General features: G+C 50.3%; 19 protein-coding genes and 3 riboswitches. Of the genes, 12 read left to right on the plus strand and 7 right to left on the minus strand.

Going from position 1 to position 22,948, the window contains the following annotated elements; genetic code table 11:
* The first annotated feature begins 22 nt into the window (after positions 1-22).
* Positions 23-643, plus strand: coding sequence for a thymidine kinase (locus P397_RS0102910; RefSeq protein ID WP_026831888.1), 621 nt, complete (start codon positions 23-25; stop codon positions 641-643).
* A gap of 68 nt (positions 644-711) precedes the next feature.
* Here P397_RS0102910 and P397_RS0102915 read toward each other — a convergent pair whose 3' ends face one another.
* Complete coding sequence (locus P397_RS0102915) at positions 712-1,470, minus strand: alpha/beta hydrolase (protein ID WP_028105551.1); 759 nt, start codon at positions 1,468-1,470, stop codon at positions 712-714.
* 62 nt (positions 1,471-1,532) lie between these two features.
* A riboswitch (SAM riboswitch) is annotated at positions 1,533-1,635 on the minus strand.
* Between the two features lie 249 nt (positions 1,636-1,884).
* Positions 1,885-1,988: riboswitch (SAM riboswitch) on the plus strand.
* 86 nt (positions 1,989-2,074) lie between these two features.
* Between P397_RS0102915 and P397_RS0102920 the strand changes: the two genes are divergently transcribed.
* From P397_RS0102920 to P397_RS0102960, 9 genes are all read left to right on the plus strand, one after another.
* Positions 2,075-3,106 (plus strand): methionine ABC transporter ATP-binding protein, encoded by a 1,032-nt coding sequence (locus P397_RS0102920; RefSeq protein WP_026831890.1) that lies wholly within the window; start codon positions 2,075-2,077, stop codon positions 3,104-3,106.
* A complete protein-coding gene (locus tag P397_RS0102925) occupies positions 3,096-3,746 on the plus strand; it encodes a methionine ABC transporter permease (protein WP_026831891.1) in 651 nt (216 codons plus the stop codon). The genes P397_RS0102920 and P397_RS0102925 overlap by 11 nt, the downstream gene beginning before the upstream one ends.
* 33 nt (positions 3,747-3,779) lie before the next feature.
* The gene (locus P397_RS0102930) at positions 3,780-4,601 is read left to right on the plus strand and encodes a MetQ/NlpA family ABC transporter substrate-binding protein (protein WP_028105552.1); all 822 of its coding nucleotides are present in this window, start codon (positions 3,780-3,782) and stop codon (positions 4,599-4,601) included.
* A 27-nt stretch (positions 4,602-4,628) separates the two neighbouring features.
* Positions 4,629-5,840, plus strand: a complete 1,212-nt coding sequence (locus P397_RS0102935; RefSeq protein ID WP_028105553.1) for a M20 family metallopeptidase — start codon at positions 4,629-4,631, stop codon at positions 5,838-5,840.
* Between the two features lie 154 nt (positions 5,841-5,994).
* Positions 5,995-6,139, plus strand: a riboswitch (FMN riboswitch).
* Positions 6,140-6,297: 158 nt separating this feature from the next.
* A complete protein-coding gene (gene ribD / locus P397_RS0102940; protein WP_028105554.1) occupies positions 6,298-7,344 on the plus strand; it encodes a bifunctional diaminohydroxyphosphoribosylaminopyrimidine deaminase/5-amino-6-(5-phosphoribosylamino)uracil reductase RibD in 1,047 nt (348 codons plus the stop codon).
* Positions 7,329-7,958 carry a riboflavin synthase gene (gene ribE / locus P397_RS0102945; RefSeq protein ID WP_028105555.1) on the plus strand — a complete coding sequence of 210 codons (630 nt, stop codon included), beginning with the start codon at positions 7,329-7,331 and terminating at the stop codon, positions 7,956-7,958. The genes ribD and ribE overlap by 16 nt, the downstream gene beginning before the upstream one ends.
* Positions 7,955-9,139, plus strand: a complete 1,185-nt coding sequence (locus P397_RS0102950; protein ID WP_028105556.1) for a bifunctional 3,4-dihydroxy-2-butanone-4-phosphate synthase/GTP cyclohydrolase II — start codon at positions 7,955-7,957, stop codon at positions 9,137-9,139. The genes ribE and P397_RS0102950 overlap by 4 nt, the downstream gene beginning before the upstream one ends.
* A gap of 1 nt (position 9,140) precedes the next feature.
* On the plus strand, positions 9,141-9,599 hold the full coding sequence (ribH, locus tag P397_RS0102955; RefSeq protein ID WP_028105557.1) for a 6,7-dimethyl-8-ribityllumazine synthase: 459 nt from the start codon (positions 9,141-9,143) through the stop codon (positions 9,597-9,599).
* Between the two features lie 130 nt (positions 9,600-9,729).
* The gene (locus P397_RS0102960) at positions 9,730-12,372 is read left to right on the plus strand and encodes a putative bifunctional diguanylate cyclase/phosphodiesterase (protein WP_028105558.1); all 2,643 of its coding nucleotides are present in this window, start codon (positions 9,730-9,732) and stop codon (positions 12,370-12,372) included.
* A 47-nt stretch (positions 12,373-12,419) separates the two neighbouring features.
* On the opposite strand, the gene P397_RS0102965 is transcribed toward P397_RS0102960, so the two are convergent.
* Together P397_RS0102965 and P397_RS0102970 are read right to left on the minus strand one after the other, a co-directional pair.
* Complete coding sequence (locus tag P397_RS0102965) at positions 12,420-13,073, minus strand: DUF4352 domain-containing protein (protein ID WP_028105559.1); 654 nt, start codon at positions 13,071-13,073, stop codon at positions 12,420-12,422.
* An 11-nt stretch (positions 13,074-13,084) separates the two neighbouring features.
* Positions 13,085-14,443: an alkaline phosphatase gene (locus P397_RS0102970; RefSeq protein WP_028105560.1), complete on the minus strand. Its 1,359-nt coding sequence runs from the start codon at positions 14,441-14,443 to the stop codon at positions 13,085-13,087.
* A 264-nt stretch (positions 14,444-14,707) separates the two neighbouring features.
* Between P397_RS0102970 and P397_RS0102975 the strand changes: the two genes are divergently transcribed.
* Complete coding sequence (locus P397_RS0102975; protein WP_028105561.1) at positions 14,708-15,514, plus strand: DUF6612 family protein; 807 nt, start codon at positions 14,708-14,710, stop codon at positions 15,512-15,514.
* A 77-nt stretch (positions 15,515-15,591) separates the two neighbouring features.
* Here the strand turns inward: P397_RS0102975 and P397_RS0102980 are convergent, their stop codons facing one another.
* Positions 15,592-17,295, minus strand: coding sequence for a methyl-accepting chemotaxis protein (locus tag P397_RS0102980; protein ID WP_028105562.1), 1,704 nt, complete (start codon positions 17,293-17,295; stop codon positions 15,592-15,594).
* 191 nt (positions 17,296-17,486) lie between these two features.
* Here P397_RS0102980 and P397_RS0102985 point away from each other — a divergent pair, with 191 nt between their 5' ends.
* Positions 17,487-18,845 (plus strand): alanine/glycine:cation symporter family protein, encoded by a 1,359-nt coding sequence (locus tag P397_RS0102985; RefSeq protein WP_028105563.1) that lies wholly within the window; start codon positions 17,487-17,489, stop codon positions 18,843-18,845.
* A 50-nt stretch (positions 18,846-18,895) separates the two neighbouring features.
* Here the strand turns inward: P397_RS0102985 and treC are convergent, their stop codons facing one another.
* The 3 genes from treC to treR all read right to left on the minus strand — a co-directional run bounded on the left by treC (position 18,896) and on the right by treR (position 22,905).
* A complete protein-coding gene (gene treC / locus P397_RS0102990) occupies positions 18,896-20,539 on the minus strand; it encodes an alpha,alpha-phosphotrehalase (protein ID WP_028105564.1) in 1,644 nt (547 codons plus the stop codon).
* 24 nt (positions 20,540-20,563) lie between these two features.
* Entirely contained in the window at positions 20,564-22,003 is a 1,440-nt protein-coding gene (gene treP, locus P397_RS0102995; protein ID WP_028105565.1) for a PTS system trehalose-specific EIIBC component, read from the minus strand.
* Between the two features lie 191 nt (positions 22,004-22,194).
* Positions 22,195-22,905, minus strand: coding sequence for a trehalose operon repressor (treR, locus tag P397_RS0103000; RefSeq protein WP_028105566.1), 711 nt, complete (start codon positions 22,903-22,905; stop codon positions 22,195-22,197).
* Positions 22,906-22,948: the final 43 nt, after the last annotated feature.

Here is a 22,948-nt window from a genome sequence, read left to right on the forward strand (position 1 = left end):
TTTTAGAGGACGGTGTTTTACGATGATGCATGTGATCAATCAGTATGGTTGGATCGAAGTGATTTGCGGAAGCATGTTTTCGGGCAAATCCGAAGAGCTGATCCGTCGTGTTCGACGGGCACAGTACGGAAAATTACCGGTGCAAGTGTTCAAGCCGGCGATTGACGACCGTTACCATGAAGAACATGTCGTGTCGCACGTCGGAAATTCCGTCATTGCGATTCCGATGGCGACGAGCCGCGACGTCTATGCGGCAGTAGCAGAAGAGACACAGGTCGTCGCAATTGATGAAGTTCAATTTTTTGACGATGAAATCGTCGCGGTCATCGAGGCACTGGCGCAAGATGGCAAACGCGTGATTTGTGCGGGGCTCGATCAGGATTTCCGGGCAGAACCATTTGGAAAGATGCCTGAATTATTGGCACGTGCCGAGTTCGTGACGAAATTACAGGCGATTTGTTTATCGTGTGGCGATCCGGCTTCCCGGACACAACGCTTGATTAACGGCCAACCGGCCAACTACAATGATCCAATCATTTTGGTGGGAGCTTCTGAATCTTATGAACCACGTTGCCGTCACTGCCATCAAGTACCAGGCAAACCGCAACCGTTGCAGGAATGGAAAAAACAACAGCAGAATTAAGAGTACAATATGAAAAAGCGAACGACTCTCCGGCCTCAGGGCTTGAAATCGTTCGCTTTTTTTTAATATCAACCGGTCCGTGTCAACTGACTGTACTGCTCGACGAAATAAGCCGTTTCGCGGACAATCGTCTCTTGGTCATGATCGAGTGTCGCGACATGATAGGAATCGAGCAGACAATAACTGCGTTTATCCGTCGAACCAATCGTCCGGTGCAGGTAATCCGAACAGGTTGGCGGAACGACATGATCCTCGGCAGAATATAAAATAAGCGTCGGAATTTGAATGGCGGGAAGGGTTGGGATGGTGTCGCGAATCAAGCGTAAAAGTTCGGACGCAGCGACTGCCGGCACGACATCATAGATAATTTCAAAAGCGGTTTGCTTGATATCGGGTGGGCTTTCCGGCAGATAAACCGGACAATCCGTAAACGATAACGCTTCGTAAGCGGGGACGGATAAAGCAGCATTGATTGTGATGATCCCTGCGACCGGCAGACCTTCGGCAGCGAGTGCCAGTGCGAGCGTCGCACCCATCGATTGACCGACGATGAAGATCGATTCACACTGGCGGGACAGTTGAGCAAAGCCCGCGCGGACACTCTGTTTCCAATCTTCGGCCGTCGCCGTTTCGAAGTCACGTACATCTGTCCCGTGACCATGCAGACGGGGGGCGTAGACGGAAAAACCGTGTTCTGCGAAGCGTTCTCCTACAGCCCGAACACTTTGTGGCGTCGCATTAAAGCCGTGACACAGCAAAATACCGACTGATCCACGTTCCAAGAAAAAGGCTTCGGCGCCCGGTAAAACAGGATAACTCATACTCATCATCTCATCCTCCATTTCAAAATAAAAACCCGTTTGGCTTTGGACGGCAAACGAGTTTCTCGTGTGTATCATCCAAAGCGGTTGCTTTGCTGGTCGGAGCACCTTGCCAATCGCAGGTTGCCGTGGAGTCCTAGAGCCAGGTCTCTCGTCCACTCTTGATATAACATATAGGAATTGTCGGATTAATCATTGAGAAGATGATAGCACTGACGGAAAAGGATTGTCAAATGCTCCTTGACCGGCGGCCGGAACTCTTCTATGATGAAGCCCAACCCGGGAAATCAATCGATATGGGTCATATGGTTTATTTTTGAAAATATGGTTGACCTTTAAAAGATCTTTCTGTAATGTAAAAATTAGTTTTACGACATAAGTTCGAACAGCAACAACACACATATGAATTTCATACCGCAACACTTATCCAGAGAGGTGGAGGGACTGGCCCTACGAAACCTCGGCAACAGACTCATTATGAGCACTGTGCCAATTCCATCAGACGATTGTCTGAGAGATGAGTCGAGTGGATTCTGCCTCTGTGCGGATCCAGGTCTCTTCTTGTTTCTTAAGAAGAGGCCTTTTTGTTTTTTAAAAGGGGGAAAAAGTGGTGATTACATTCAAAAATGTAAAAAAAATCTACCAGACCAACGAACAATCGATTGCTGCATTGGACGGTGTCGATCTCGAAATCCGAAAAGGTGAAATCTTTGGCGTGATCGGGTTCAGCGGGGCTGGAAAAAGTTCTTTATTACGGTGTGTCAATCTTCTTGAACGTCCGACATCCGGCAGCGTGACGGTCGACGGGCAAGAACTGACGACCCTTTCGGCGAAACAACTGCGGGAAGCGAAACAAAACATCGGGATGATCTTCCAACATTTCAACTTGCTTGATTCGAATACGGTCTTCGCGAATGTCGCAAAACCACTCGTCTTAAAAGGGATCAAAAAGGAGGAAGTCCACCGGCGCGTCACAGAGCTGCTGGCGTTCGTCGACTTAGCGGACAAAGCCGATCATTATCCGGATCAGTTATCCGGAGGGCAGAAACAACGTGTCGGAATAGCGCGGGCATTGGCAACCCAGCCGTCGGTTCTGTTGTGTGACGAAGCGACATCGGCGCTTGATCCGCAGACGACACAACATATCCTGCGGTTACTGAAACAGATCAACGCGGAATATGGCATCACGATTTTACTGATTACACACGAGATGGGCGTCATCCGTGAGATTTGTGACCGGGTCGCGGTCATCGAGGCCGGGAAGTTAATCGAATCGGGTACCGTGTTCGACGTCTTCTCGAATCCCCAGACGGCGACGGCGAAAAACTTTGTCCGTTCCGTCATGCAAGATGAGATTCCGGCGTCGGTGCAACGGTTGATCGAACAGCGGGATGCCGGACATCATGTCTATAAAATCAATTTCCTTGGGGCACACACCGGGCAACCGCTCTTGTCGCAAGTCGCTAAACGGTTTGATGTCGATGTCAACATCCTGCACGGCAGCATCACGGAACTGCAAAATATCCCGTTCGGCAGTTTGCTCGTCGAATTGATCGGTGAAACGGCGGAAATCGCGCGAGCCCTGCAATACATTGATCAGTCGGATGTCAACGTCGAGGAGGTGCTGGCCGATGCTAGTTAACTACACGGATATCTGGACCGCTTTTCTGCAAACCTTGACGATGGTCGGATTGTCGCTGCTCTTTTCGACGCTGATTGGGCTGCCGCTCGGAATTCTGTTGGTCGTCACACGTAAGGGAGCGTTGCTCGAACAAGTGCCGCTCTTCAACGTCTTAAGCAGCGTCGTCAATGTGTTTCGGTCGGTTCCGTTCATCATTTTGCTCGTCGCGATCATTCCGCTGACACGGCTGCTCGTCGGGTCGTCGATTGGCACGAAGGCAGCAATCGTCCCGCTGGTCTTTTATGCGGCACCGTATATTGCCCGATTGATTGAAAGTTCACTGCTCGAAGTCAGTACGGGCGTCTTGGAAGCGGCGGAAGCGATGGGTGCGACACCGTTGCAGACGATTTTCCGTTTCCTGTTGCCGGAAGCGCTCAGCTCGCTTGTCCTGAACTTGACGATCGCGACGATTGGCTTGATCGGGGCGTCGGCGATGGCCGGGGCGATCGGTGGCGGAGGGCTCGGGGACTTGGCCATCACCTACGGCTACCAACGGTTTGATACGACCGTCATGATCATCACGGTCGGGATCCTCGTCATCTTGGTGCAAGGCTTACAGACGACAGGTAACCTGTTGGCACGAAAAATTCGGAGACACTAACAAAACATAGAGAAGATAAGGGAGAGATGAACGATGAAAAAAGGATTAGCGATTGGTGCAGCATTGACGACGGTATTATTTGCAGGGTGTGCAGCGTCCGGGGAAGAGGATAAAAATACGGTCAAGCTCGGCGTCAGCAGTTCGGATACGCAAGTTTGGGAATACGTCGCGAAAAAAGCGGAAAAAGAGGGGATTACGATTGAACTCGTTAAGTTCTCCGATTACGTGCAACCGAACCTGGCACTCGCGGAAGGCGAGATCGATGCGAACTCGTTCCAGACGATTTCGTACTTCAATGCCTTTAAAAAAGAACATAACTTAAAGCTGTCGCCGATTGCGACGACCGTCATCGCACCGATGGGGATTTATTCGGATAAAGTCAAGGACGTCAAAGATATCCCGGTCGGCGGAAAAATTGCCGTTCCGAACGAGGCGACGAACATGGGACGGGCACTGCTGTTGCTGCAGGAAGCGGGCTTGATCAAATTGCCGGACGACTTTGATGGAAACGGAGCCGTCGACAAAATCGTCGAGAATCCGAAAAAACTGAAGATTGTCCCGGTCGTCGCCGGACAGACGCCACGTGTCCTGCCGGATGTATCGGCATCGATCATCAACAACGGAATCGCCGTGGATGCCGGCTTCAATCCGATCAAAGACTCGATTCTTCATGAAAATGCAACAGCGAAACCTTACATCAACATCATCGCGACACGAACGGAAGATAAGGACAAAAAGACGTTGAAGAAAATCGCTTCACTGTACCAACAGGACGATGTCGCGGCCTTCATCAAAAAAGAGTACAAAGGAAGCACGATTCCGACGTTCGTCCCACTGAGTGACATCGGCGAATAACTAAAAATCCAAAGGAGCGTGACCCAAATGACGGTTCAGACAAAACGGGAAAACTTGATTCAAACGATTGAGCAGGATATCGAACAAAAACGTGAGTCGTATCTCGAGACGAGTCACCGGATTCATGCGACACCCGAGATTGGGAATGAGGAATATTTTGCTTCGCGTCATCATGCGGAACGCCTGACGGCAGAAGGGTTCACGGTTGAGCTCGGGATCGCGGGACACGACACGGCGTTCCTGGCCCGGAAGACTTCGGATAAACCGGGGGCGACCGTTGCCTTCCTCGCCGAATACGATGCGTTGCCGGGGATTGGTCACGCCTGCGGTCACAATATCATCGGCACGACGAGTGTCGCAGCGGCGATCGCACTCAGTAAAATCATCGATGAAGTCGGGGGCAGTGTCGTCGTGCTCGGCACACCGGCAGAGGAAGGTGGACCAAACGGCAGTGCGAAAGGCAGCTTCGTCAAACATGATCTCCTGACGGGGATCGATGCGGCCCTGATGATTCATCCGTCCGGACAAACGCGCATCACCGGTTCCTCGCTCGCCGTCGATCCACTCGATTTTGCCTTTACCGGCAAGCCGGCTCACGCGGCAGCGTCACCGGAAGAGGGCATCAATGCACTCGACGCCATCATCCAACTCTTTAACGGCATCAATGCCTTACGCCAGCAATTACCGAGCGATGTCCGGATTCACGGCATCATCACGGATGGCGGTGATGCGCCGAACATCATCCCGGAGTACGCCAAAGCCCGCTTCTTCATCCGGGCGACGACGCGCGAACGGTTGAATGACGTGACGAAGAAGGTCAAAGCCGTTGCCGAAGGGGCAGCGCTTGCGACCGGGGCAACGCTTGAGGTCATCGCGTTCCAAAATGAGGTCGACAATCTCCTGTTCAACCGGACGTTTGACGAGATTTTCCGGGAGGAAGCAGTGGCGCTTGGGGAAGACGTCCAGACGGATGAACGCCCGGGTCTTGGTTCGACTGACGCCGGCAACATCAGCCAGGTCCTGCCGACCATCCATCCGTATATCAAGATCGGAGCGGATGATTTGGTCGCCCACACGGAAAGTTTCCGGGAAGCGGCGCGATCGGAACAAGGCGACGAAGCCTTGATCACCGGCGCAAAAATCCTGGCTCGGACGGCGTTACGTTTGTTGACGGACGGACAGTTACTCGGGACGGTCAAGCAGGAGTTCCATGACCGGAAAAACGGCTACTTGGCGTAATAGACAAACCGAAAAGTATGTTTCTATCCGACGGATGAGGTCTTTTAAAGTCCGTCGGATAGCACATACTTTTTGTCGGAAATGGAAGTAAAAACAAATTCTTTTTTGTATTTTAAAATAACCTGTGCTAGTCTTGAGCTGTACAACTGAATAACCAGTTCTTCGGGGTAGGGTGAAAATCCCAACCGGCGGTGATGCGATTTTCGAATCGACGAGCCCGCGACCCATAGTGTACGCACTATGGCTGACTTGGTGTGATTCCAAGGCCGACGGTAAAGTCCGGATGGGAGAAGAACGAAAAAATGTGCTTGAAACCATTTTCTGAAAAAATACATTCAGAGAAAGGTCTATTTCTGTATGCTTTTAAACAGAAAAACAAGACGTTTCTTTCGTGACCCTTCAATCATGACGCCCTGCAAATGCAGTGGCGTCTTTTTCTTTTGAAAGGAGCGAAATCATGAAAAATAGAATGCATCATGCGATGCAATTGGCAGAGATGTTAGACGGACAAACAAGTCCAAATCCAAGTGTCGGCTGTGTGATCACGAAGCACGGACGGATCATCGGTTTTGGAGCGCACCGGTTTGCCGGCGGTCCCCATGCCGAAGTCGAAGCGTTACGGATGGCGGGAGAGGCGGCACGCGACGCCGATCTGTATGTCACGCTGGAACCATGTAACCATCACGGCAAAACACCTCCTTGCACGGAAGCGATCATTGCCGCCGGTATCAAGCGCGTGTTCGTCGCGACGGAAGATCGTCATGCGATCGTCGCGGGGCAGGGCATTGAACGTCTGCGCGACGCCGGACTGACGGTCGAAGTCGGATTGCTGCAAGACGAAGCAGTTCGTTTTTATACACCGTTTTGGCAAAGTATCGAGCGAAAACGGCCGGCTGTCACGGTGAAGATTGCTCAGACACTAAACGGAATCATCACGACAGGTGAAAAACGCTGGATTACGTCAGAAGCCGCGCGAACGGCGGGACGCCGGTTGCGGGCAACACATGACGCCATCTTGGTCGGAAGTGAGACGGTTTTAATTGATGATCCGGCCCTGACGTTACGCAGTGAAGAGGGAATCGAACCGATTCGGGTCCTCGTTGATCGACGGGGGCGGTTGTCGGAGACGTTTCAGGTTTTGCATGACGGCTTGAATCCGACGTACTGGCTGACGGAACAGCCGCGAATCAGTTCCAAGCCGAATGTTACCGTCCTTGTCAGCACGTACTCGACACCGGACCAGATTCTCGAGACCTTATACGAACAAGGCATCCGGAGCCTCTTGATTGAAGGCGGGCCGACCATCCAGTCGGCATTTTTGGCAGCCGACCTTGTGGATCGAATCGATGTCTATCAGGCGCCTTCCGTCTTGAAGGGAACCGGTGGTTTGACGGGTACCGTCGAGGTCGAAGACCGATTTGCACTGACAGACGTCGAGCCGATCGGTCAGGATATCCATCTGCGGTATGAGCGGAAAGGAGAATGGACATGTTCACAGGATTGATTGAAGAAGTCGGCACGATCAAACGAAAAGTCCCGCGACCGAACGGTTTGGCGCTGGAAATCGAAGCCCGGCACGTGCTCGAAGGAACGAAAATCGGTGACAGTATCGCGGTCGACGGCATCTGTTTGACCGTCACGGCGATGACGGCAACCGGATTTACGGCGGATGCGGTCCACGAAACGATTCGGGCGACAGCACTGCAGACATTGCGCGTCGGCACACCGGTTCAACTGGAACGGGCGATGCCGGCGAACGGACGATTCGGCGGTCACTTCGTCAGTGGCCACATTGACGGGACAGCCCGGCTGTTAAGCCGTCGACCGGACGGTGAAGCGATGGAATACCGATTTGAGACCGCTGACTGGCGCAAATACTGTATTCCGAAAGGCTCGATTGCGATCAACGGAACCAGTTTGACGATTCAACATGTCCAAGCGGACAGTCTGACGATTTCGCTGATTCCACATTCACGCCAAGTGACGACGTTCGACCGCTTACAGAGTGGAGCGCTCGTCAATATTGAGTGTGATCTGATGGCAAAACACTTGTATCACTTTACGCAACAGGAGCAGAAAACTGATTGGTCGGCATTTTTAGGAGGCGGAGCAGGATGAACGGATTTGATCTCATAGAAGAAGCGATTGAAGAGTTAAAACAAGGACGTCCGATCATCGTCTGTGACGACGAAAATCGGGAAAACGAAGGCGATTTGATCCTGCTTGCGGAACATGCGACACCGGAACAAATCAACTTCATGATCACTCACGGCAAAGGACTTGTCTGTGTACCGGTCAGTCCGCAACTGGCAAACCGATTGGAACTGAATCCGATGACGGACGTCAACACCGATCCGCACGGAACAGCCTTTACCATCAGTATCGACCACGAAGAGGCGAAGACCGGTATCAGTGCGGGCGAGCGGGCCTTGACGATCCAACGGATGCTGACGGATCGAGCCGGTCAATTCAAGCGTCCGGGACATATTTTCCCCTTAATCGCGAAAGAAGGCGGTGTCCGGGAACGGCGGGGTCATACAGAAGCCGGTGTTGACTTGGCACGACTCGCCGGAAGCGCAGAAGCGGCCGTCATTTGTGAAATCATCTTGGAAGACGGGACGATGGCGCGTGTGGACGACTTGTTGACGTATAAAGAAGTCCATGGACTGAAGATGATCACGATCGACGCGCTCGTTTCTTATCTGGAACGTCCCGTTCGACGCGAAGCCGACGTCTTGTTGCCGGCGGATCACGGAGCATTCCGGATGCTTGGTTACACGACGCCGGATGCGAAGGAACACGTCACCGTCTTGTCCGGTGAGACAGAAGACGGCATGCTCGTCCGGCTTCATTCCGAATGTCTGACGGGAGATGTTTTTGGCTCCAAACGCTGTGATTGCGGTCCACAACTCGACGCCGCCCTCGAGCGAATCGGTCAAGAAGGAGGCGCCGTCCTGTATTTACGGCAGGAAGGACGGGGCATCGGCTTGATGGCAAAGTTAAAAGCGTATGAGTTACAGGAGCAGGGACTCGATACGGTCGAAGCGAATCACGCACTTGGATATGCGACGGACTTACGCGACTACAAAGTCGCAGCCGCGATGTTACATGATTTAGGTGTGACGAAGATTCGCTTGATGACGAATAACCCGGATAAGCAACAAGCCCTTGAACAACACGGCATTAAGGTGCTCGAACGGGTGCCGCTTGAAATCGCGCCGGTTCCGGAAAACAAACATTATCTGCACACTAAACAAACGAAACTCGGGCATCTGCTCGACATCCAAGGAGGACAATAACATGGTATTCGAAGGTTTTTTAACAGGTGAGGGACTACGCGTCGCAATCGTCGCGGCACGTTTTAATGAATTGATCACATCAAAATTAGTCGGAGGCGCAAACGACGCATTCCGTCGACACGGTGTGGCAGCGGACGCCGTCGATACGGCGTGGGTACCGGGAGCGTTTGAAATTCCGCTCGTCGCAGAAAAGCTTGCGAAAAGCGGCAACTACGATGCGGTCATCACGCTTGGAGCCGTCATTCGCGGGGCGACGTCGCATTACGATTATGTCTGCAATGAAGTGGCAAAAGGGGTTGCGAGTGCGTCACGTGAGACAGGAGTTCCGATCATTTTTGGTGTCCTGACGACCGATTCGATTGAACAAGCCGTCGAACGTGCAGGTACGAAAGCGGGCAATAAAGGATACGAATCAGCTGTTTCGGCAATCGAAATGGCAAATCTGTTGCGGACGATCTAAGGATCGGAACGTAAGGCTAGAGACCTGTTTCTGATGGAAACAGGTCTCTTTTTTTGTCGCCCGCGCAGGACTTTGAACGCTCCATCCCTAATGGAAGGAGAAGGACTTTTTCATGAAGGAGGAAAGGTACATGATCAGTCTTAAAAAATCGTATTATCTGCCGGGGATCTTACTTTTCATTGCGATGTACTACCTGTGGATTATTCTGTTGGAGGACCGGCCGGCGCTTTCGGCTTGGGGAAACAATCTATTTTCCATCATCGGTTGCTTAGCGGCAACAGTTCTCCTGCTTCAGGCGCACCGGACTTTCCGTCAACAAGAAGGACGGTTTTTTCTGTATTTGGCGTTCGGGACAGGGAGTTATCTGATCGCTGAATTGATTTGGATGTCTTATGAAAATATCCTGCGTGTCGATGTCCCCTTTCCAGGTGTGTCGGATGTCTTTTACATCTTGCAATCGGTGTGCTTTTTAGTCGCTTTTTTACATTTGATTCGCCGGCACGTCACGAAAAACCGGCTGATCAGTTTTATCTTCGATATTGCCATCGTCATGACGGTCGCCGTCACCTACAGCTGGTTTTTCTTGATTCGTCCCTTGTTTAATACACCGTTTGCGTCACGTGGCGAGGTGATTTTGGCGTTTGCTTATCCGATGTGTGACATCGTGCTTCTGTTTTGTATGATCAGCATTTATTATCTGTTTGAGAAAAAAGAGTGGCGTGGGCGTCTGCGTTTATTTCAGTTTTTGTTTATCGGTCTTTTGTTTCAGATTGTTGCCGATACGATGTTTGTCTACATGACGACCGTCAGCGGGAATGAGGCGATTCGGATAATCGATCCGTTATTCATCCTCGGATTATTGATGGTCGGTGTAGCGGGGCATGTCAACAAGTCGGTTAATGCGAACGAGCCGAATGACAGGCAGCAACGGAATACGGTGCAACTGGGGAAACTGTTTTTGCCGTATCTGCTCGTCATCATCCTGTTTTCAACGATGGCCCTGTACGCACGGCGTGACGAGGCCTTAAACGGGTTGATGATTGGCTGTGCGATTACGATTCTGTTGATTTTAATCCGGCAAATTTTGATGATTTTGAGTAATCACGAATTAATAGAAGAAATTCATCATAAGGCAGACGAACTTGAAGAGAGTGAAGAGCGGTATAAATCGTTGTTTACGTATCATCCGGATGCCGTCTACTCGCTGGATCTGAAAGGGCGCATCAAAAGTGCCAATCCGTCCTTTGAAAAATTGACGGAGCAAAGTGCGGACCAACTGGTCGGCAAATCCTATCAACAGCTGATGGAACAACAAGCAGCGGCTGATGAGGAAATGACAGCGCATCAATTTGAAACGACGTTTCGCAAATCGGGCGGGACGGATGTGTTGCTGAACGTGACGAACATTCCGATTCGTGTCCGGAACCGGTTTGTTGGCATCTATGGAATCGGTCAGGATATCACGCGGGTGCGGGAAAATGAATTGAAAATTCGCCGTCTTGCTTATTACGATCATTTGACCGGAGCGATCAACCGAACGTACTTTGAAGAAGTGCTTCATCATTTGGTGGAAGTCGAACAGGACGATGAAACAATCATCTTGTGCTTCATCGATTTGGATGACTTCAAACTCGTTAATGACTCGTTTGGCCACCATGTCGGAGATCAGTTATTGATTCAAGTCGCAAGCCGCTTACAGGAGGTGACGGAGCCGGACGATCTTGTTGCGCGTCAAGGCGGGGATGAATTTACGGTCATCTTGCGTCATGTCGCATCGGAAACGGACGGACGGATTCGGACGGCCCGACTGCTCGAACGGTTACGCATGACCTATACGATTGATGAGATTGAACTGATTTCGAATCCAAGTATCGGAGCCGTCGGTTATCAGCGGACAACCGACAAGCCGATCGTGACGTTGTTGAAACAAGCCGATTTAGCGATGTACCAAGCCAAATCAAGCGGCGGGAAATCGATTATCTTCTTTGAAGACATTGCAGAGAAAGCGTCATACCGATTGCGGCTTGAGTCCGAATTACCGGTTGCGATCGACACCAATCAATTGATCTTGTATTATCAACCGCAAGTCGATACGGTGACGTACCGGATGGTCGGTGTCGAAGGATTGATCCGCTGGAATCATCCGGAACTCGGTATGATTGCCCCGAACGATTTCATTCCGATGGCAGAAGAGGCGGGGATGATCATTCGTCTGGGCGAATGGGTGTTACGTGAAGGATTTTTACAGGCGAAGCAGTGGGAAGATGACGGCTTGACCTTGAAGGTCGGACTGAACGTCTCGATGCAACAGTTCCATCATCCGACGTTTGTCCTGACACTTGTTCGACTTGTCGAAGAGACACAGGTCAATCCGGCCCGAATTGATCTTGAAATCACAGAAGTCTCGGCCGTGGAAGATATTGAAGAGACGGTCGAGACGATGAATCGCCTGAAGGAACTTGGGTTCACGATTTCAATTGACGACTTCGGCACCGGCTACTCGTCCTTATCCCGACTGGCTGATTTTCCGATTGATACGCTGAAAATTCCACGCGAGTTCGTCGAAAAAATCCAGCCGGCAACAACGGGCTATTCGATGATCTCCTCGATTATCCATTTGGCGAAATCGCTGGAGCTTGAAGTCATCGCCGAAGGAGTCGAGACGCTGGAGCAGGTTAATGTCCTCAATCGGTTGGAATGTTCACGGATGCAGGGATATTACTTCGGTCGTCCGATGCCGCACGAACAGATTCCGGCGTTGTATCAAAAATAGGCAATCCCTTCCGTATCATGCGGAAGGGATTACCTGTTTTTTTGTTCTCACTTGAGTGTTGTTGAGACCGAAATGCCTTTTTCGATAACGTCACGTTTCTCGTTCAGGACGTCACTGGTCAATAATTCAACGGACTCGAGCGGTTGTTCGATGATGAAGCCGAAGTTGCCGGTTCGTGTCTCGGACGGCGCGTATGTCGTCGCGAGTGACTCGAGATAGACATCGTCCTCAATCGTCTTCTCGGTCTTAGCGTCGAGTTTAAAATGGGCAACAGGGTTAAAGGTGACCGGTTCGTCACTTGTATTCGTGATCGTCACACGCGTCTTGACGAGGTCGAAGGATTCGTCATGGGTGAAGCCGTGGAAAAAGTCGATCATCCCGTAACTGGGACGGGCATGGAACACCTTCATCTCTTCAATCTTCATCGTGATTGGTCCGATGGTTTGTGTCATATCGGGACGGACGATCTGTTTTAATGTCAGTTCACCTTTATCGTCGGATACCGATTGATTGACGGTCGTCAGTTTGCGGTCATCCGGTAATTGCGGGTTCGGGACATATGCGGCAGACTTCTCGATCGATACCGGTGTCTCCTGTTTCGGGACCGACTTTTCTGACGACTTCTCTTGGACGGTGTCTGGCGTAGTGCCGCAACCCGAAAGAATCGTCCCGAGCATCAAGGCAGCAAGTATCTGTTTCATGGAAAGTCTCCTTATTTCTTCGATTTCAACAGATCGAAGATGATTTTGGCGTGATCCGTATTATCGACTTGTCCGGCGAAGCGTTCCTTTGCAGGACCGAAGGCATAGACCGGAACATCTTCTCCGGTGTGTCCACCTGTCGTCCAGCCTGTGTGCGAACGTTTGTTGAAGATGTCTTCGATCGCATTATCGACGTCGAGCACTTTTTTCGACTCCGCGGCACGTGAAACGGACTGGATTTCTTCCTCCGTCAAGGCAAGTCGGTTTTGATCGATGTACGTCGTCAAGGTCTTCCGGACATCTGCGCCTTCAATGATTTTTGCCGCCATGAAGTCCGGCGTCTTTTTCGCTGCTTTGATCGGCTCGGCGAACCAGTTGTAGATGCCGTCTGCTCCGATCGAGTAACCACCGGTCGAATGGTCGGCTGTTGCGACGACGAGCGTGTGTTTATCTTTTTTGGCGAAAGCGATCGCTGCTTTAAAGGCACGTTCGAAGTCTTCCATCTCGCTCATCGCTCCGACGATGTCGTTATCGTGACCCGCCCAGTCGATTTGGCTTCCTTCAACCATCAGGAAGAAGCCTTTTTTGTTCGAATCAAGACGCTTGATGGCCGAGTTCGTCATCTGCTCGAGAGACGGGACGGTATTCTCGCGGTCGATTCGTTTTGGCAGTCCGCCGTCCGCGAACAGACCAAGTACCTGCTTGTTCTTATCCGCCTGCATTTGATCAAGATCCGTGACGTAGCTGTAACCGTCTTTTTTAAACGATTTCGTCAAATCGACATCCGGACGGACGAAGTTCGATTTCCCGCCGCCGAGCAGGACGTCAATCTTGTGTTTTCCGTTGACACGTTCTTTGAAATAGTCGTCGGCGATGGCGTTCATATTCTTGCGGTTCTCGTCATGCGCCCCGAATGAGGCCGGCGTCGCGTGTGTGATTTCGGACGTCGCGACGAGTCCTGTCGATTTGCCGCGTTGCTTTGCCGCTTCAAGGACGGTCTTGACTTCCGACTTATCGTTGTCGACAGCGATTGCCGCGTTATACGTTTTGACACCGGATGACATCGCCGTTGCGGCAGAAGCAGAGTCGGTGACGTTTTGTTCCGGATCTTCCGGATAGGTCATCTGTTGACCGACAAGATATTGATCGAATGCGGTTTTCTCAGCGACAGGTGTAGAAGGATCGTTTTTCAGATAACGGTGGGCAGACGTATAAGAAACACCCATTCCGTCACCAATCAAAAAGATGACGTTACGGATTTCCGGAGATTTGGATGATTTCGTCTTGGCCTCGGCATTGTCTGTCGAGATCATCGTGCTAAGGGATAATGTCGATAATGCCATAATCGGGATGATTCGTTTCAACTTCATGGATGTTCCTCCTCAAGGAAAATGAATGTTATTCGCTACTGGGTAAAACCTACAGACCTAACTGTAGCGCTCGAATGTAAAACGAACATTTTGCTGATGTAAAGTTTCATAAAGAATAGCAGTAGTCCTACAAGGTGAGAGACAAGACCTGAATGGAAAGGTGTAAGAACTGGAGAGAAAGGTAATAGCATACTATAGGCAATTGAAACATTTTCCATTAAGAACACGTAAATACAGATAATATGTTTTAAAGGAGGAACGGGAATGAAGAAAACGAGGTTTATGACAGTCGGATTCATGACGGTGGCAATCGGATTGGCAGGATGTAGCCAAACAGGTGAGAACGGTGGAAGTTCCACGGATTCAGGTCAGCTGTCCAATGCAGAACTGTTGAAAAAAGCAACAGCTGCACAGGAGAATATCAAATCGTTTCATATGGACAGTGATATGATGTCAGAAATTGGCGGCATGCCGATCAGTCAAAAGATTTCGGCAGACATCATTCAAAACCCGATGTCGATGTATCAAAAAATGACGATGAAAAATGCAGAAGATGGTACGGATATGGAGACAGAACTTTATCTCGTAAATGACAAAATGTATATGTCACAAGCAGGACAATGGTTAGTCCAAGATGCATCCGAACTAGGGGATTTGATGGAAACAATGGAATCCTCTGCATCGACAGAACAAAGTTTAACGTTATTAAAAAAATATAAAGACAACTGGACGATGAAAAAAGAGGGCGATGTGTATCGCATCGATGTCGACCTTGAGGGAGACCAACTGAAAGCATTCATGAAAGATTCGCTTGAACAAACCGGACAACTTGCCCAGATGAAAGATGTCATGGACCAGGTCGATTACAAAAAGATGGAGTATTCGATGACCTATGACGTCAAGACCTATTATCCGCAGACACTCGATATGGAAATGGCATTTGAGATCGAGGAAGGAACAGAATTCACGATGGAAAATGCATCAACCTTCTCGAAATTCAATGAGATCAAGTCAATCGAGCTACCGGAAGAAGCGAAAGACGCGCAATCATTACCAAGTGCCACTCAATAAGATGCAGCTGAAACATCATAAAAGCAAACCGATTTCCGGTGATTGGTCCGGGAATCGGTTTGCTTTTTTAGTGTCTGTTAAATTTTAAATTGACGTAACACAGCCTGGAGAGATTCGGCCTGCTGTTGACTTGCCGTCGTCTGTTCCCGGACATCCCGGAAGGCTTGGACCGAATGATTCATCTGTTCGGACATCGACTGCGTGCCTTGGGCCCCATCGTTGACGGTGACAGCGACATCATGAATGACACCGAGCATGTTCGTCGTCAGCTCCTGTAACTGTCCGGCTTGTTCGGCAAAATGATCTGCCGCGTTCCCGAACACATGCGCATCGGTCCGGTATTGTTCGGATGCTTGTTCAAATAAGTCGTAATCATGAACAACTTTCGTATCGATGAAATGAAGCATTTCGCCGGATGCTGTATTGAGGTGCTCGACAGATTCGATGACGGATAACGATACGTCTTGAATCTGTTCGACGGTTGCACGGCTGCTTTCGGCGAGCTTCCGGATTTCTTCGGCGACGACCGCGAATCCCCGTCCGACTTCCCCGGCGCGTGCCGCTTCAATCGAGGCGTTCAGTGAGAGCAAATTTGTTTGTGCGGCAATCGAGAGGATCGCGTCGGAGAGGACAGAGATTTCCTTGACCGCTTTTGCCCGGACCATCGCATCCTCCAGTTTCATTTTTGTCTCGGACAAGATGAGCGTCGCGTTAGATTTGGCTTCTGTCGCGACGACCTGAAGTGACTGGGCGCGTTGGTCGACGTCTTTTGCCAGCCGACCGTTTTCACCGGCACTTGCGACAATTCCATGGATGGTTGACTCCATGTCGACCGCGGATGAGTTCATTTCTTCTGCTGAAGCGGCCGTTTCCTCCATTCCGGCAGACAGATTTTCAATCGTATGTGAGGTCGAATGCATATCTTGATCCAACTCCCCGATACGTGCTGCGACATGCTGGGAGGTGGAAACGACATGGGTCGCTGTTCCATCCACTTGCTGGATGATTTGTCGCAGATTTCGGATAAACTGATTCATCGAGTCTGCGATGTGTCCGATTTCATCATGACGCGTCACCTGAAGCTGTGCCGTTAAATCGCCACCCTGTGTCGCCAGTTCATGCGTCTTATCCTGTAACTGCTGCAAGGGGATGAAAATCGAGCGCAAAATGAAGAACGTAAAGACAACTCCGAGCACACTGATCAGACCAATGATGGAGAACAACAGGATATGTGCGCGGTTCGTCGCGTCGGTAATACTGTTTCCGGCCTCTTGTGCCTGTTTGTTATTATAAGAAACGATTTTTTTTAAGCTGTCGGATACGGCAAAGTAGGAATCCCGGCTCGCACCTTCAAAATAGGTGACGGCTTCTTGTTTCGTCTCCGGTGTGCTGAGTTCAACTAGCCGATCTGTCGTCTGTTCAAAGGTCGTCCATTTTTTCTGAAGATCATCAAACAGTCGGCGGTCTGATTCGCCATAAATCGTTTTTTCATAAGCCGTTAGATTTTTTTCGACAGCCGCAAGCCCGTCTTGTAATCGTTTGTCATAATCAGCTTTGATCGTCGGGTCATCTTCTTGGATGTGCAACAATTCGACACGCCGTAAATCGGACAGGGCCGTATTCGTCTCGTGCGACAAGTTTAGCCCGGGAATCCAAGACGTGGTAATTTCCTGACTTTTTTGATCGGCATCGTTGAGTGCAAATGCCCCGAATAAACCGACCGTGATCAGGCTGAGCAAAAGAATGGAGGACAATAAGACTAACTTCGTTTTAATCTTCATCATGCACGCTCCTTTTTGCGAAATGAACAACAATCCAACTATCTGTAATATAACAAGCAGACTCGAAAATTTACTTATATTTGAAAATTATAAGTTAGGCAATTATCTGCATCTGAAATTAAGTGTTGACAATAATCTGTAAATTCTGAAAAAATAGAAAAGTACATACTGAATTGGAGGAGGGGAATAGAATGGGAACATCGTTTAGTGATTGGATCAGCACGGTGTCGGACTTCGTTTGGGGACCACCGTTGCTTGTCTTTTTGGTCGGTACGGGGATTTACTTGACGATACGATTGGGATTCATTCAGATTACCAAGCTTCCATATGCACTAAAGCTCGCGTTTACGAAACATCAGGATGATACATCCGAAGGAGACATCAGTCACTTTCAAGCGTTGATGACAGCGCTCGCTGCAACGGTCGGTACGGGGAATATCGTTGGGGTGGCGACGGCAGTCGTGCTCGGGGGACCGGGAGCAATCGTTTGGATGTGGTTGTCCGGATTATTCGGAATGGCGACGAAGTACGCTGAGGCGATTCTTGCCGTCAAGTACCGGGTCGTTGATGAGAAAGGACAGATGGCCGGGGGGCCGATGTACTATCTCGAACGGGGATTAAAACAAAAATGGTTAGGGGTGTTGTTTGCGGCATTTGCGTCACTTGCTGCCTTTGGGATCGGAAACGGTGTTCAAACGAACTCGGTTGCCCTTGCGATGAAGTCGACTTTTGATGTTCCGCTGTATGTAACGGGTATTGTCTTGATGGTCGCGACCGGAATTGTCATCATCGGTGGGGTCAAATCCATCGGGAAAGTCGTCAGCTACTTCGTTCCGTTCATGATTTTCTTTTATGTCGGCAGTGGTCTCGTGATTCTCGTCATGAACTATGACTTGATTCCGGGTGCAATCGCAACGATTTTCAGCAGTACGTTCTCGAATGAAGCCATCACAGGTGGTGCGATTGGGGCAGCGATCCGTTATGGTGTCGCGCGTGGGGTCTTTTCAAATGAAGCAGGACTGGGGTCAGCGCCGATTGCTGCTGCGGCGGCGAAAACGGATTTCCCGGGTCGGCAGGCGCTCGTCTCGATGACCCAAGTATTCCTCGATACACTCGTCGTCTGTTCAATCACCGGATTGACACTCGTCATGGGTGGTCAACTGGATACGAAATTAGAGGGTGTCGAATTGACGACGGCAAGTTTTGAAGTATTCCTTGGACCAACTGGAAAATACATCGTGACGATTGGTCTCGTCATGTTTGCCTTTTCGACGGTCCTCGGTTGGTCGTATTACGGAGAAAAATCAATTTATTATCTGTTTGGTCAAAAATCGATTCTGCCGTACCGGATTTTGTTTGTCCTCGTCGCCGGTCTCGGAGCGATGACGACGAACTTGAACATGGTCTGGGCGATCTCGGATGTCTTCAACGGACTGATGGCCATTCCGAACTTGATCGGATTGATTGGATTGTCCGGTGTCGTCATTGCTGAAACCCGGCTGTTCCGGGAACAGCTGAAACGGGAGGAAGCGAATCGAAAAATTTCATAGAGGGATACAAAACCCCGCACTCTCGTTTGAGAATGCGGGGTTTGATCGTGTTAAATCGATTTGTACAACATGACGGATTCATAAGGACGGAGTGTCACGAGACCGTCTTTTATCTGCAACTCCGGATAGTTTTGAAGCAACACTTCATGTTCGAGCCACTCGTTTGGTAACGTGAACGAACACGTTATCCCGTAAAAATTCGACAAGACGAGTAACTGTTCGTCGTCCGTTGTTCGTTCGTACGCCCAAAGCGATGGGTCGTCCGGTGTCAGGAGGTGATACCGGCCGTTCGTCAAAACATCATACCGTTTCCGTAATTGAATCAATTTCTGATAATGATAAAACACGGAATCGGGATCAGCGAGTGCCGCTTCGACATTGATCGTCGTATGGTTCGAAGCGACCGGAATCCAAGGGGTTTCTGTTGAAAAACCGCCATGCGTCGAAGCATCCCATTGCATCGGTGTCCGCGCATTATCGCGTGACTTTTGCCGGATTGCGGCGAGAATCTGTTCGTCGTCGGCACCTTGCGCTTTCTTTTCTTCATAGACGTTCAGGGTCTCGACATCCCGGTAGTCGGTCATGTCGGTGAAGTCCGGATTCGGTGTCCCGATTTCTTCACCTTGATAAATGTACGGCGTTCCTTGAAGACCGTGTAATGTCGTCGCAAGCATTTTGGCGCTTTCGACCCGATAGACCGTATCGTCTCCAAACCGGCTGACGACACGAGGTTGGTCGTGGTTGCACCAGAAGATGGCGTTCCAGGCATTGCCCTGCATCCCAACCTGCCAGTCCGACAGAATCCGTTTCAGCTCCAGAAAGTCGAAGGGAGCAGCCGTCCATTTTTGTCCGTTTGGATAATCGACTTTGAGATGATGGAAATTAAACGTCATCTTAAGTTCCTGTTCGTTCGTGTTCGAGTAACGCAGGCAATGATCGAGTGTCGTCGACGACATCTCGCCGACCGTCATCAAATCATGACCGTCAAACACACGTTGATTCATTTCCTGAAGATAATCATGGACATGCGGTCCATCCGTATAAAAGATGCGCCCGTCTCCCGTCGGATCATTTGGGAAAGACCGATCCTTGGAAATCAAATTGATGACGTCGAGACGGAAGCCGCGAACTCCTTTATCGCGCCAGAAGCCCATCATTTGATAGACGGCTTCCCGGAGCGCCGGATTTTCCCAGTTGAGATCGGCTTGCGTCTCGTCGAACAAATGCAGATAGTACTTTCCGGCCACCTCGTCAAATGACCAGGCGGAGCCTCCGAATTTCGATACCCAATCCGTCGGTTCATCCCGCCAGATAAAATAGTCGTGATACGGACTTTCCGGATGCCGCCCTTGCTTAAACCAGTCATGGTCCGTCGAACAATGGTTAACGACGATATCCATCATGACGGAAAGCTGGCGTTTGTCGGCTTCGGCAAGTAACTCCTCGAAATCGGCCATCGTCCCGTAAGACGGATCAATCGCGTAATAGTCGCTGACGTCATACCCGTTGTCGCGTTGCGGCGACGCATAAACCGGTGTCAGCCAAAGATAGTCGACGCCAAGCTGCGCCAAGTAATCCAGTTTCGCTGTCACACCACGGAGCGTTCCGGTCGCTGTGCCTTCCGGGCTGTAAAAGCTTTTCGGATAAATTTGATAGACGGCGGATTTTCGCCAGTCGGTTGTCGTAAGAGTCATGTCAGGTCACACCTTTCTAAACAGTTACGCAGCTTCTTTCAGTGCTGCTTTTCGTGCACGTTTCGTCGTGACGTAATGGAACAGGAACGTACAGACGATTGGAACGATGATGGCAATCACCATACCGATGATGAAGGAAAGAATGGATCCCGGCACGATCGAGATGAAGGCCGGCAAACCACCGACACCAATCGCCGGTGCTAAGACACCGCTGACTGCGATGAACGAGGAAGCAATCGCGGATCCGACAAGCGCCGCATAAAACGGATACTTGAACCGGAGATTGACCCCGAACATGGCAGGTTCCGTAATCCCGAAGTAAGCCGAGATGGCAGAAGTCGATGCCATATTTTTATCGTTGACGTTTTTCGCAAGGAACAGCATCGCAAGCGTCGCCGAACCTTGGGCGATGTTCGAGATGGCAATCATCGGCCAGATGAACGTCGTCCCGCTTTGACCGATCAGTTGCAAATCGACGGCGATGAACATATGGTGCATGCCGGTGATGACGAGTGGGGCATAGAGGGCACCAAACAAAAGAGCGCCGAGCAATGGAACAGCTTCAAATGTATTGACGACGCCGATCGTAATCCAGTCCCCGATTTGGCGCGTGACAGGACCGATGACGGCAAGGGCAAGAAACCCTGTTAATGTAATCGTCGTAATCGGAACGACAAGGAGTTGAATCGCATTTGGAACCCGGTTTTTCAACCAACGTTCAATCGTACTCAAGACGTAAGCGGCTGCGAGGACGGGTAAAATCTGTCCTTGATAGCCGACTTTTTCGATTTCGAATAGGCCGAGGATGTTAAATGTCGGAATGTCGCCTTTGAGGGCACTTTGTCCGTAATTCCAAGCATTGAGAAGATCCGGATGAACGAGCATCAGTCCCATGACAATCCCTAAGATTTCACTGCCGCCAAACCGCTTCGTAGCCGACCAGCCGACGAGTGCCGGGAGGAAGACGAAGGCGGTATTCGCCATCATGTTGATTAAATCCCAGAGACCTTGCAAATTCGGATACCGTTCGATCATCGTCTTGCCGCCGAACTCGATGCCGAACAAATTGTTGATCCCCATTAAGAGTCCGGCAACGATGATGGCCGGGATGATGGGCATGAAAACATCGGAAAAGACTTTAATCAGTTTTTGGAACGGATTCATTTTGGATGCACCGGACGATTTGACGTCGGCGATTGTCGTCGCCTGCAAGCCGGTCAATTGGATGAACTCGGCATAAACCCGGTCGACGTCCCCGGCTCCGATGACGATTTGATAAACGCCGGCATTCAAGAAGGCTCCTTTGACGAGTGGCACTTCGAGTAAAGCTTCTTGCTCGACGAGGCTTTGATCTTTCAGTGTTAAACGAAGGCGGGTGACACAATGAGCGGCCTGCTCGACATTGTCTTTACCGCCGATGCGTTCGATGATTTGTTCTGCAATTTGCCGGTAGTTGGGTTTCATCTCACATTCTCCTTTTGGATTGAACTGAAGACATCAATTGAAATGAAAACGTTTTCTTATCTGCGCACACTCATCTTAACTTATCTATATAAGTTAAGTCAACAACTTATCTATATAAGTTTGGAGGTAAACAAAAAGAGGATGAGAGCGCTTCAATAGCGTATCCATCCTCTTGCCTGTCCGGTCTTTTTTTAACGCCTTGCAATATCCGTGAATTGAAACTTATCGAGTCGATGACGGGACTCGGTCCGTTCAAAATGTTGTCCTTCGTAGTAATACGTATCGTTCGTAATGACGATGACGTGTGACGTACCTTCTAAATCAAGATATTTCCGGTCTTCTTCGGTCGCTGGTTGCGCTTCGATTTTTCGTTTGGCGTAACTGATCTGTCGGCCAAGCGTCTGTTCGATGTATTGATAAATCGATTCCGTAGCAATCTCTTTTGTCAGACCGGGGACGAGTGAACTCACGAACAGGTTGATGTCGAAGATGACCCGTTCCCCGTCAATCGTCCGGACCCGTTTGACCTGTGTAATCGGGGTCCCGGGCGTGACATGAAACAAGTGTGCCAGTTCAGTCGTTGCCTCGATGACTTCACAGGAAAGGACGTCTGTCGTCACGTCATGCTGTCCCATCTGACGGTGGGCTTCCGAAAAACTGACGATGCCGTTGAACTGAAAGGCAATCGCGTCTTGACTGAGAACAAACACTCCTTTGCCCTGGTGCTTGCGGACAAATCCTTTGTCCTGCAGGGCATCGATTGCTTTACGGACTGTTCCGCGACTCGCGTCGAATTCGTGCATCAACTCGGTCTCGGAAGGGAGTTTCGTTTCTGCCGGTAACGTCCCGTTCTGAATCCGATCGACCAACTGTTGATAAATCTGAAGATATTTTGGCATCATGCATTCCGTCCTTTGTTCCAAGGTTTGCGACTAGTGTAGCACG

This window comes from Exiguobacterium undae DSM 14481 (assembly GCF_000620805.1).
In the GTDB taxonomy this organism is placed as follows: domain Bacteria; phylum Bacillota; class Bacilli; order Exiguobacteriales; family Exiguobacteriaceae; genus Exiguobacterium_A; species Exiguobacterium_A undae.